This is a genomic window from Pelagibius sp. (assembly GCF_028289705.1).
In the GTDB taxonomy this organism is placed as follows: Bacteria; Pseudomonadota; Alphaproteobacteria; order Kiloniellales; family Kiloniellaceae; genus Pelagibius.
Window position 1 is genome coordinate 1 of the sequence record NZ_JANQOI010000171.1, and the last position, 9,851, is coordinate 9,851.

12 protein-coding genes are annotated in these 9,851 nt (G+C 65.2%); 9 read left to right on the forward strand and 3 right to left on the reverse strand.

Annotated elements, in window-relative coordinates; genetic code table 11:
• Positions 1-549, forward strand: a 549-nt coding sequence (locus Q0996_RS21355) for a hydantoinase B/oxoprolinase family protein (RefSeq protein WP_299624653.1), incomplete at its 5' end; no start/stop codon positions are given.
• Between the two features lie 5 nt (positions 550-554).
• Here Q0996_RS21355 and Q0996_RS21360 read toward each other — a convergent pair.
• Both Q0996_RS21360 and Q0996_RS21365 read right to left on the reverse strand, forming a co-directional pair.
• Positions 555-1,247, reverse strand: coding sequence for a PEP-CTERM sorting domain-containing protein (locus tag Q0996_RS21360; RefSeq protein WP_299624656.1), 693 nt, complete (start codon positions 1,245-1,247; stop codon positions 555-557).
• A 176-nt stretch (positions 1,248-1,423) separates the two neighbouring features.
• Positions 1,424-2,317, reverse strand: a complete 894-nt coding sequence (locus Q0996_RS21365; RefSeq protein WP_299624659.1) for a LysR family transcriptional regulator — start codon at positions 2,315-2,317, stop codon at positions 1,424-1,426.
• 805 nt (positions 2,318-3,122) lie between these two features.
• Here Q0996_RS21365 and Q0996_RS21370 point away from each other — a divergent pair.
• Positions 3,123-3,716, forward strand: coding sequence for a PAS domain-containing protein (locus Q0996_RS21370; protein ID WP_299624662.1), 594 nt, complete (start codon positions 3,123-3,125; stop codon positions 3,714-3,716).
• Positions 3,717-3,733: 17 nt separating this feature from the next.
• On the opposite strand, the gene Q0996_RS21375 is transcribed toward Q0996_RS21370, so the two are convergent.
• Entirely contained in the window at positions 3,734-4,705 is a 972-nt protein-coding gene (locus tag Q0996_RS21375) for a LysR family transcriptional regulator (RefSeq protein WP_299624664.1), read from the reverse strand.
• A 315-nt stretch (positions 4,706-5,020) separates the two neighbouring features.
• Here Q0996_RS21375 and Q0996_RS21380 point away from each other — a divergent pair, with 315 nt between their 5' ends.
• From Q0996_RS21380 to Q0996_RS21410, 7 genes are all read left to right on the forward strand, one after another.
• Positions 5,021-5,488 (forward strand): globin family protein, encoded by a 468-nt coding sequence (locus Q0996_RS21380; RefSeq protein ID WP_299624667.1) that lies wholly within the window; start codon positions 5,021-5,023, stop codon positions 5,486-5,488.
• A 204-nt stretch (positions 5,489-5,692) separates the two neighbouring features.
• Entirely contained in the window at positions 5,693-6,049 is a 357-nt protein-coding gene (locus Q0996_RS21385; protein WP_299624670.1) for a hypothetical protein, read from the forward strand.
• Positions 6,050-6,087: 38 nt separating this feature from the next.
• Positions 6,088-6,558 carry a helix-turn-helix domain-containing protein gene (locus tag Q0996_RS21390; protein WP_299624673.1) on the forward strand — a complete coding sequence of 157 codons (471 nt, stop codon included), beginning with the start codon at positions 6,088-6,090 and terminating at the stop codon, positions 6,556-6,558.
• On the forward strand, positions 6,555-6,902 hold the full coding sequence (locus Q0996_RS21395) for a hypothetical protein (protein ID WP_299624676.1): 348 nt from the start codon (positions 6,555-6,557) through the stop codon (positions 6,900-6,902). Before Q0996_RS21390 ends, Q0996_RS21395 begins: the two co-directional genes overlap by 4 nt.
• Before the next feature lie 267 nt (positions 6,903-7,169).
• Entirely contained in the window at positions 7,170-8,732 is a 1,563-nt protein-coding gene (locus Q0996_RS21400; RefSeq protein ID WP_299624679.1) for an ABC transporter substrate-binding protein, read from the forward strand.
• Between the two features lie 55 nt (positions 8,733-8,787).
• A complete protein-coding gene (locus Q0996_RS21405) occupies positions 8,788-9,738 on the forward strand; it encodes an ABC transporter permease (protein ID WP_299624682.1) in 951 nt (316 codons plus the stop codon).
• The gene (locus Q0996_RS21410) at positions 9,713-9,847 is read left to right on the forward strand and encodes a hypothetical protein (protein ID WP_299624685.1); all 135 of its coding nucleotides are present in this window, start codon (positions 9,713-9,715) and stop codon (positions 9,845-9,847) included. Before Q0996_RS21405 ends, Q0996_RS21410 begins: the two co-directional genes overlap by 26 nt.
• Positions 9,848-9,851: the final 4 nt, after the last annotated feature.

Below are 9,851 nucleotides of genomic sequence, written 5' to 3' on the forward strand. Positions count from 1 at the left end.
CTTGGACAGGCGCTGCCGGGCCAGGTGCCGGCGGAGGGGAGTTCGAGCCTCTGGAACCCCATGCTGTGCGGCGGTCACGGTCTTGTCGGCGACCAGACCTACGGCAACGCCCGGCCCTTTGCGGTCAACATCTTCCACTCCGGCGGCACCGGGGCGCGGCCGGGCAAGCCGGGCCTCTCGGCCACCGCCTATCCCTCCGGCGTGCGCAACACCTCGGTCGAAGTCACCGAGTCCATTGCGCCGCTGCTCTACCGCCGCAAGGAGTATCGGAAGGGCTCCGGCGGCGCGGCCCGGCTGCGGGGCGGCGACGGCCAGGTCATCGAGATCGAGCACAGCGAGGGGGCGCCCTTTGCCTTGCTGGCGCTCTTCGACCGGATCGATCATCCCGCGCGCGGCCGCGACGGCGGCGGGCCGGGCGCGGCGGGGCGGGTCGCCCTCGCTGGCGGCCGGGCGCTCAAGGGCAAGGGCAAGCAGATCGTGCCGGCGGGTGAACGGCTGGTCCTCGAACTGCCCGGCGGCGGCGGCCTTGGAGAGGCGGATCCGGAGTAGCCGGCTCAGCCTGCTGCCGCCTCCTGTGGCCGGCGGCTCAGGACCAGCAGCCCGGTCAGGCCGAGGAGGAGGACCCCGAGGCTCGCCGGCTCCGAAACGGCGATGAAGGTCTGGGAGAAGCGTTGGTCGAACTGCGTCAGCCGGCCGAAGTCTTCCGTGCCTTCCACGAGCCCGGATACGGCAGTCGTCACCACGATGCTTTCCTGCGGCAGGAAGGTCGCCGCATCCAGCAGCACCTCGAAGTTGGGTTCGCCTTGGGAGATGACGTCCTTTGTCGCCAGGGTCGTGGTTCCCGCCGCGTCCTCGACGCTTTCGCGGACCTGAACCAATGCGAATCCCTCGGTGGCCGCGTCCACCAGCTCAAGGGAACTGCCGGTGATCTGCTGACCCGGATCGAGCACCGTGACGGTAAACTGGAAGGTAAAGCCGAACTCCTCGCCGAGGGTGTCCAGGGTCAAGACACCGCCGGTGTCGGTGTAGCGGAGCCCCAGGTTGTCGGCCGGATCGTCAAGCGGCGTAACCTCGATCTGAGAGAGGTCGGTCTCATCGCTGTTGGAGAGTAGGGTCCAGCCGGAGAACAGCTTGTCGCCGGCGACGATGGTCTCGGGGACCTCGCCGCCGAACAGATCGGCGAGGGGAATCGCCTGGGCGCTGTCAGCCGCCGGTACGGCAAGACAGGCAACGACTGCGCCTTGCACGACAGCGCCTAACCAGTGCCGCAGCCCTCGTTCAGTTCGGATCATCAGTCCTCGCTCCTCGTCGCGGCATCGAATCCTCTTCGATCATCCGGTCGGGCCGTGCCTGTGTCGATGAAGGCTTATGAATAGGGGAGGTGGATTTCTTTTCCGCCGCCGGTGCCGACCGCCGATACGGCTCAACGGCCGGTGAAGCGTTGCCGGTCGCGCCGCACTGCATCGCAGAGGTGCTCGATCACGGCACGCATGCGCGCCGTTTCCTGGTGGTCGCGGTGCGTCAGCAGCCAGAGATCCATCTCGACGTCGAAACTCTCCGCCAGCACGCGCTTGATCCCCGACGCGGCGTCGGCCATGTAGAGCGGCGCGGCGAGCAGCCCGCAGCCGGCAGCCATGGCCGAGAACTGGGTGACGAGATTGTCGCAGGCGAACCCGACAGTTCGGCCGCCGGCTGCGTGGTCGCGCAGAATCCGGGCCTGGGGCAGGTCCGCGATCTCGCCACTCGACTCGATGATGTCATGGCCGGCCAGGTCCTCGAGCCGTCGGGGCTCGCCGCGCCGGGCGAGGTAGCTGGCTGCGGCAAAGAGACCGAAGGAGACCTTCGCCACGCGGCGGCCGATCAGGCTGTCGTCTCCCGGATCGCCCAGCCGGATGGCGATATCCGCCTGATGGCGGCCCAGGTCGAGGGTCGGGATGCAGACGGAGAGTTCGATCTGGATCTCGGGGTATTGCTGCATCAGCCGATGGACCTGTTGAGGCAGCCAGTAGGTGCCGATGCCCTGGGCGGCGGTGATGCGGACCTTGCCGGCGAGCTTGGCCTTCTCGCCGCCGACCCGCCGGCTGATGACCTGCATGACGCCATCGATATCGCGGACCAGCTCGAGGATCCGCAGACCCGCGTCGGTCACGGCATAGCCGTCGGGCCGCCGGTCGAAGAGCCGCACTTCAAGTGTCTGTTCCAGCACCTGGACCTGGCGGCCGACGGTCGGCTGGCTGACCTTCAGGGCGCGGGCGGCAGCCGACAGGCTTCCGGTCTCCGCAACCGCCAAGAAGTACCTGTAGGCGTCCCAGTCCATGGATGTTCCTAAATTAGAATAATTCTAATTTAGTGAGGATCTTCGAGGGTTCCACCTCGGTTGGTGTGACTAGCGTCACAATTCGCCCCGCGGCCGGTAAAACGCTCGTGAGCGCGGCCCTTGGCGGCGCCTTTGGCGGCTGGCGGCTTCGGTCCGGGCGGGGCGTTGTCAGGGGGCTTCCTTCAGAAACGTGTAGCCCTATTCAAACTTCGGCAATTCCCGCCAAGGCGGCTTTTCGGCAAAGCTTGCGGACCGGACCAGGACGGTCCAGAGAGGCCCGGCAACCAGCCCGGCCATGGGGGGAGAGGAGATCGGGACTGTCGGTTCAGCCTGTGGATCTACATCGGCCTGCTCCCCCCCCGACTCCCGAGCTTGGCGCTGTTGTGCCCCCTGGCACGCCAAGTATCTCCTCTCTCCAACCCTCGTCTCGACCCCTAGATGGCGCGGTCGGCCGGCTCTCCCTCGCCGGCCTTGACTGCGCCGAACCTGCGCCGCCTGCCGGCTAACGGGCCACCTATTCCAATCGCCCAGAGGTCCCGCGATCAGGCGGGAAACGTTCCTTCAAGAGAAATGTGGGGGCCCTAAACAGATTCCTTCAATTGTGTTGGAACTGGGGCGTAGCCACTTTATTGGAATCGTTATAAAGACGCGGCGAGCTTGCGGGGGCGCGGCGGTCGGCGAAGCGGCGGAAAGGCCTCATCTCCCACCTTTCCCCTCATCCATCGGATCTCTTCACTCCGGCTGCCGCGCTTCCGCAGCAGAGCGCAGCCGGGAGTGCTCCACGGAGACCGCTTAGGAGGCTCGAATGAGCGAGGGAACATCAGGCGCAGAGGGCAAGGGCTGGCACGCCGCCGGCAACGTTCCGCTGCCATCGGCGATCGTCCAGCAGTCAGGCTGGTTTTCGCTCAAGGTGAATGGGCCGGGCTTCCATCTGATTCCTTATGCGGTCCATTTGCGCAGTCTGCTGTCTTTCTGGGAAGAGCGGCGCGGCGACCGTCTGATACCGCCTCTGGACAGCATCGAACCCTCTGACACCGGCGCGCTTCAGCCCATCGTCTATGTGGTCGACGTGCACCCCGAGCCCTTCGATCTCGCCTATCGCTTCTTGGGAGTGGATATCGTCAACCGGAGCCGACGTGACTATACCGGCCTGCGCCTGCGCGATCTGCCCAGCCAGGCACCGCCGAGTCAGATCTGGCGCCTCTACGAGGCAGCAGTGGTGCACCAGAGCCCGCAGGCGCTCTTCGTGCCGCTGATCGACCATCCGAGCTTGCATGTCGAGATGCTGGCGATGCCGCTCTCCGGCAAGAACCATCGCGTCGACCGGCTGCTCGGGGGAATCTCCTTCGACCTGGTTTATCGGCCCTACGACCAAAGCCGCTCGGCCGTTTCGAACTGAACGCCCGTCCTTCGCCGTTATGAGGCGTGGGGCGGCTGGGGCGTGATCATGTCCCAGGCCTGCCGGTGCTCCTCCGGAAGCGGGGAGGGCCCCAGCGCCTCGGCACTGAGCAGGCTGTCGGCCTCGCGCCTGACCAGGTCGGCGAGGTAGGACATCACCGCCCGGACCTTCGCCGTCTTGGTGAGATCCTTATGGGTCAGCAGCCAGAGGTCTTCGGAGTGGTTGACGGCCTCGGGCAGGATGCGCGTGAGATCGCTCTGGGTCGCGGCGACGTAAAGCGGCAGGACGACCACGCCCAGCCCGCTCCGTCCTGCCGCCAGCAGCGCGGTCATGCTGTTGCAGAGCATGTTCATCTTGGCGATGCCGGCCAGCGGCTTGACGAGCTGGCCGATACAGACGTCCTTGTCCGCGCCCGCCCAGGCGATGACCGAGTGTTGCTGCAGATCCGAAAGCGCCGTTGGCGTTCCGTTGGCGGCGAGGTATGCGCTGCTTGCGAAGAGGCCGAAATGGACCTTGCCGAAGCACTGGCCGATGGCATCCTCGGACTCCGGGTCCCCGACGCGCAGGGCGATGTCGCAGTGCCCGCTCATAACGTCGAGCGCATTGTTGTTGAGAATGATCTCGAGCTCGATCTCCGGAAACGCGCCCTTGAACGAGCTCAGGCGGGGGACCAGCCAGAAGGTCCCCAGGCACTCGGCGGTCGAGAGGCGGACCCGACCGGAGCGGCGCCCGTCGTGTCCGCTGACCCGGCGTATGATGTCGCCCACCGTCTTGTCGAGGCCATAGGCCAGTTCGACGATGGTTTCGCCGGCAGGTGTCAGACTGTAGCCCAGGTTCTCACGATCGAAGAGCCGGGCATCCAGCCAGTTCTCGAGATCGCGGATGCGCCGCCCCACTGTCGGTTGCGTCACGCCGAGTTCCCGTGCCGCCGCGGAAAGCGACTTGTGCTCGACGACTGCCAGGAAATAACGGAAGCAGTCCCAATCCATAACCCTCGAAGTCTTTAATAAATTGACCCCTAATGAACACAAACAGTGTACGAGTTCGGCTTGGGGCTTACCCTGAAAACTATTGAATAGCCGCTCTTCAAATTGTTGGACCACGTTGGTTCAGGGCCGGAGAACTTTCCTTGCCGGGTTTTTGTTGAGCCCTAGTAAAGAAAAGAGAATTCGCGTGCTCCCGAGGCATCCATAGTATTCGGGGCGGAGGCGCTGGTGTCTCCCGGTCAAGAGGAAGGGACGAGCCGGAGTGACTCAATGCCACGCCATGAAGGCTGCGCAGGTAGCAAGAAGGGATCCTCGTTCATGACCCCTGAACAGATCGGTCTCGTCCAGCAGAGCTTTGCCAAGCTCCGTCCCATTCAGGACGCAACGGCGCAGCTCTTCTACCTGCGCCTCTTCGAGTGGGATCCGAGCCTCCAGAACCTCTTCCCGGACGATCTTGAAGCACAGCGGGGGGCGGTGATGGCGGCGCTGGGCAGGGTCGTCGACGGTCTGGACGACCTGGAAACGCTGCGCCCCATGCTCCGCGATCTGGGTCGGCGCCACGTCGGCTACGGTGTCAGATCGGTCGACTACGAGAGCTTCGGCGAAGCGCTGCTCTGGACGCTCAAGATCGCCCTCGGCAAAGACTACAACGCGCAGGTCCGGCAAGCCTGGACCGCGTTCTATGCGTTTGTGTCGTTGGCCATGATGGGAGAGTCGGTCGGTCAGGCCATGGCGGCACCACGGCCGGCGATGAATGGCACGGCCCCGGACCTGGGCGCCCCATAAGGGCCAGCGGTTTCGCGGTACAGGACCCGGAACTCCCCAAGAGTTTGAACAATAAATTGAAATCCGACCCGTGAACTCGCCATAGTGTGTGCGAGCAACTTGGGGTGCCGGGTATCGGCCGGGCCGGCGATCTTGACAAATATGCCGAATTGGCATATATTATGAACATATCGTCGGTCCGTCCTGCCCGGGGGCAGGGGACCGATGTACTACGAGACCTTTGAGGGAACGGACGCCTTCTGGTCAGCGCTCGGGGATTTCGCCGAAGCTCAGCCGGGCCACGGCGAGCGGATCCTGAAATGCCTGAAGGACTTTCAGAAGCGCAGGGCGGGCGTGGCTACGGTCCTGCGCAGCCGCGGGGACCGGGCGTTTCATCTGTTGCCGGAGACCGAGGATGCGGGTCAGTGGATGTTGTTGATCGAAGTCGACAGGGAAACCAGTGGGCGGCGGATCGTCAACACCGCAAGGGGTCACAGATTCGCACGCTACGGAACGGCCAGGCAGCGCGCCAAAATCGTCGATGACCTGACCGCCTACGCCGAGCGATTGTTGGGGATTTAGGCCTGTACCCGGGACCTGGGCCAGCGTTGGAGATTGCCATGAGAAAACCCAGAGGAAAGACGCTCGAGGTCTTCGAGGCCGACTTGAAGCGAAAGGTCCCGGCGCTCGAAACGCAGCAGGAACAGGCCGCCGCCGCCGACGCCTTCACGGCCGCCATACGCAAACAATTGAAGGCAGCACGCAGGAGCAGCGACCTGACCCAGGCCCAGGTCGGCGAGCGCATGGGTGTCGATCAGTCCTTCGTCAACAAGCTCGAACGCGGTCGGGTGGAGATGACGCTCTTCTGGTTGAAGCGCCTCTGCGAGGCCCTGGAGTTGGAGCCGGCGGTGTCATTGCGCCCGAAGGCCACGGAGGATCGAGCGGCCGGGGAGGACATCAAGGAGAAGGTGCTGGCCGAAGTTCGCCAGAGCGTCGAGAAGATGTTCGAGGAGGTCGTTGCCACGGTCGCCCCAGCGGGCAAGAAACAGACGCAGAGCCAGAAAAGGGCGCGCAAAGCGGTCTTGCGATGAGGGCCCGTTATTTCATGGGCATCATCGCTGTCGTTGTAGGCGCAGTCTTCATCTGGCGCGACACGGTGAAGGCCGCACTCGGTTGCGTCTCCGACTGGCTGGGCATGACGGCGGCGGACTGGGGTCTTGCCGGCTCCCTGCTGCTGGTCGTTCCCCCGGTCCACGATCTCTATCTGCGGTTCCGCCGGGAAGACGCCGAGCGGCAGGCAAGCGGCAGCCTTGCACCTCTGGCAACCGCCATCGCCAAGGGATGGGAGCGCAAACGCAACGCCCTGTCGTTCTTCGACATCCTCTGCGTCGGCCTCGGGGCGCTCTGCCTGGCCACCAGCTTCTTCCTTTCCTGACATAGGGGCGAACAACCCCACGTAGCAGAGGTTTCGGTCCACTCAAGCCGACTCTCTGCCGATATCGAAGGGTGCCCGATTGCCGGATGGCGGTAGCCGCTTGCTTTGCCCGAGAACCGAGCGGAGGCGAAGACTGCCGTAGATGATCCGTGCACTGGACAAATGTGTCTAGTTGGGCGATCTTCTGTAAAGCCGTGCCTTCGCTCGCCCGGACAGAGGCTTGGTGCGGCATCAGCCGTAAGGCGATTTTCAAAGGGGAGGCAAACAATGAACCGGAAGACTCAGTTCGGTGTGACGACGCGGCGCGAGTTCATGGCCGGCGCAGCGACGGCCGGGCTTGTTGCCATGGCCGATCCGCGTATCGCCTGGGCGCAGGCCGGCGGTATCCTGCGCGTGCGATCCTACTCCGACATTCAGGTGATGGACCCGGCTTTCCGTCTCTCGGCGCCGGAAGGTGACATCATGCGGGCGATCTATGCCGGTCTCGTCACCAATCAGCCCGGCGATAGCTGGGACTGGATGCCCTACGCGGTGGAAACCATCGAGCAGCTCGATCCGACCACCATCGCCTTTCGGCTGAAGGACAAGATCGGCTTCAGCGACGGCTTCGGGCAGATGACGGCGGAAGACGTGAAGTTTTCCATCGAGCGCGTCGCCGATCCGGCGAACGAAAGCCCCTACAACGGCGACTGGGCGTCACTGAAAGAGGTCGAGGTCAAGGACACGCTCTCCGGCATCATCCATCTCAACGAGGCCTTCGCGCCGCTGTGGTCGTCGACCCTGCCGACGCCCACCTGCTCGATCCTCTCCAAACGGGCCGTCGAGGAGGCCGGGGGCAAGATCGGCGCCGAACCGGTGGCGCAGTCCGGCCCCTACATCCTCAAGGAATGGACGCCGAAACAGCGGACGGTGCTGGTGCGCAATCCGGACTGGGCCTACGAGGCGGGCGCCTTCGAGGAAATCCACATCGTCCCCATCGAGGACGAGAAGACCGCGGAGCTGGGCTTCGAGGCGGGCGATCTGGACCACACCTGGACCGCCGTCTCCTCGCTGCCGCGCCTGAAGAAATCGCCGCCCTCCGGCGCGGTGATCCTGGAGCGGCCCTCCCTGGCCTATGTCTGGGTCGGGATGAACGAGGACGTGCCGCCCTTCGACAATCCCAAGATCCGCCGCGCGGTGCAGTACGCCATAGACCGCGAGGCGGTGGTCGACGCTGCCTACTTCGGCGCCGCCGGAACTTCGACAGGCATCGTCGCCCCCGGGCTGCCCGGGCACCGCGCGGCCAACCTCTACAACTACGATCCGGACAAGGCCCGCGACATGTTGAAGGCCGAAGGTGCGACCAACCTGTCGATCACCCTGGACATCCTCAACAAGGCGGAGCGCCTGACCGCCGCCCAGGTGATCCAGGCGAACCTCGCGGACGTCGGCATCGAATGCGAGATCAAGCAGAACGACAGCGGCACCTTCTGGACCCTTGGATCGAAGGACGGCGACTACTGGGACAAGCTGCAACTCCTGCTGCAGCGCTTCTCCATGGAGCCGGACCCGAGCTGGGCCACGGCCTGGTTCGTGCCGGAGCAGATCGGCGTGTGGAACTGGGAGCGCTTCGACAGCGCCGAGTTCGGTGAGCTTCATGCCCAGGGCCTGGTCGAGACCGATCCGGCAAAGCGCGATGCGATCTACAAGCGCGCCCAGGACCTTATGGAGGAGAGCGGCTGCTACGTCTTCCTGACCCATGAGGTGGTGGGCCTGATGCACCGCGACACCGTGAAGCCGGGTCTGCGGCCGAACGGCGAGCCTCTGCTGAAGGACTTCGCGCCGGCCTGACGGCTGAGGGCGGCGCGGCCCTAACCGCCGCGCCGCCGGCTTCCGGGGTGCTCCGATGCTGATCTACGCCCTCAAGCGGCTCGGCCTTGCCGCCGTCATCATCTCGACGGCCATGGCCTTCCTCTTTGCCATGGTCTTCCTGATCCCCGGCGATCCGGCCTCCGTGGCGTTGGGCCCGCGGGCGACGCCGGAGATGATCGAGGACCTGCGCCAGCGCATGGGGCTCGACCGGCCGATCTGGGAACAGTTCTGGGCCTTCTACACCTCGGCCTGGCAGGGCGATCTCGGGACCGAGGTTCTTTCCAATCGGCCGGTTCTGGATGTGGTGCTGGAGCAGTTGCCCTTCACCCTGGCACTCATCGCCGGCGGTCTCACCTGGTCGGTGGCCCTCGGCATTCCTCTCGGCTGTGTGGCCGCCGTCCAGCGCGGCAGTTTCGCCGACCGGGTGATCGGCGTGCTCTCCGTGGCGGTCATCGCGGTGCCTTCCTTCGTCGTCGCCATCTACGCGCTGCTGGTTTTTGCCGTGGCGCTGCGCTGGCTGCCGGCCATCGGCGCGGGGGAACCGGGCAACATCGGCGACCAGTTAGCCCACCTGATCCTTCCATCGCTTGCCGTCGGCCTCGGCTGGGTCGGCTATATCGCCCGCATGGTCCGGGCCTCCATGCTGGAGGTGATGGAGGCCGGCCATATCCGCACCGCCCGGGCCTTCGGCCTGCCGGAGCGCCAGATCGTCTATTCCTACGCCCTGCGCATCGCCATCCTGCCGACCCTGACCCTGCTGGGCATCGGCATCGGCCAGATGCTCTCCTCCGCGGTTTTCGCCGAGATCGTCTTCGCGCGCCCGGGGATCGGCAAGCTGGTCTATGACGCCATCCTGACGCGCAACTATCCGCTGGTGACCGGTTCGGTGCTGGTGACCACCGCCTTTTTCGTCCTCGCCAACATGATCGCCGACACCGTGATCGGCGCCCTTGATCCCCGTGTCCGAAGCAGCCTCAACTCCTGAGGCGGGCGCCGCCCCGCCGGCCAGCGGCGGCGCGCTGCGCGCGCTGCGCCGGGTGCTGCGCGAGCCCCTGGGCCTGCTCGGGGTCTCCCTGGTGATCCTGGTCGTCTAAGTCG

Excerpts from the sequence above, each read along its gene's own strand:
- Q0996_RS21370 (WP_299624662.1), top strand. The coding sequence starts at position 3,123 with ATGAGCGAGGGAACATCAGGCGCAGAGGGCAAGGGCTGGCACGCCGCC.
- Q0996_RS21385 (WP_299624670.1), top strand. The coding sequence starts at position 5,693 with ATGTACTACGAGACCTTTGAGGGAACGGACGCCTTCTGGTCAGCGCTC.
- Q0996_RS21365 (WP_299624659.1), bottom strand. The coding sequence starts at position 2,317 with ATGGACTGGGACGCCTACAGGTACTTCTTGGCGGTTGCGGAGACCGGA.
- Q0996_RS21405 (WP_299624682.1), top strand. The coding sequence starts at position 8,788 with ATGCTGATCTACGCCCTCAAGCGGCTCGGCCTTGCCGCCGTCATCATC.
- Q0996_RS21395 (WP_299624676.1), top strand. The coding sequence starts at position 6,555 with ATGAGGGCCCGTTATTTCATGGGCATCATCGCTGTCGTTGTAGGCGCA.
- Q0996_RS21390 (WP_299624673.1), top strand. The coding sequence starts at position 6,088 with ATGAGAAAACCCAGAGGAAAGACGCTCGAGGTCTTCGAGGCCGACTTG.
- Q0996_RS21400 (WP_299624679.1), top strand. The coding sequence starts at position 7,170 with ATGAACCGGAAGACTCAGTTCGGTGTGACGACGCGGCGCGAGTTCATG.
- Q0996_RS21375 (WP_299624664.1), bottom strand. The coding sequence starts at position 4,705 with ATGGATTGGGACTGCTTCCGTTATTTCCTGGCAGTCGTCGAGCACAAG.
- Q0996_RS21380 (WP_299624667.1), top strand. The coding sequence starts at position 5,021 with ATGACCCCTGAACAGATCGGTCTCGTCCAGCAGAGCTTTGCCAAGCTC.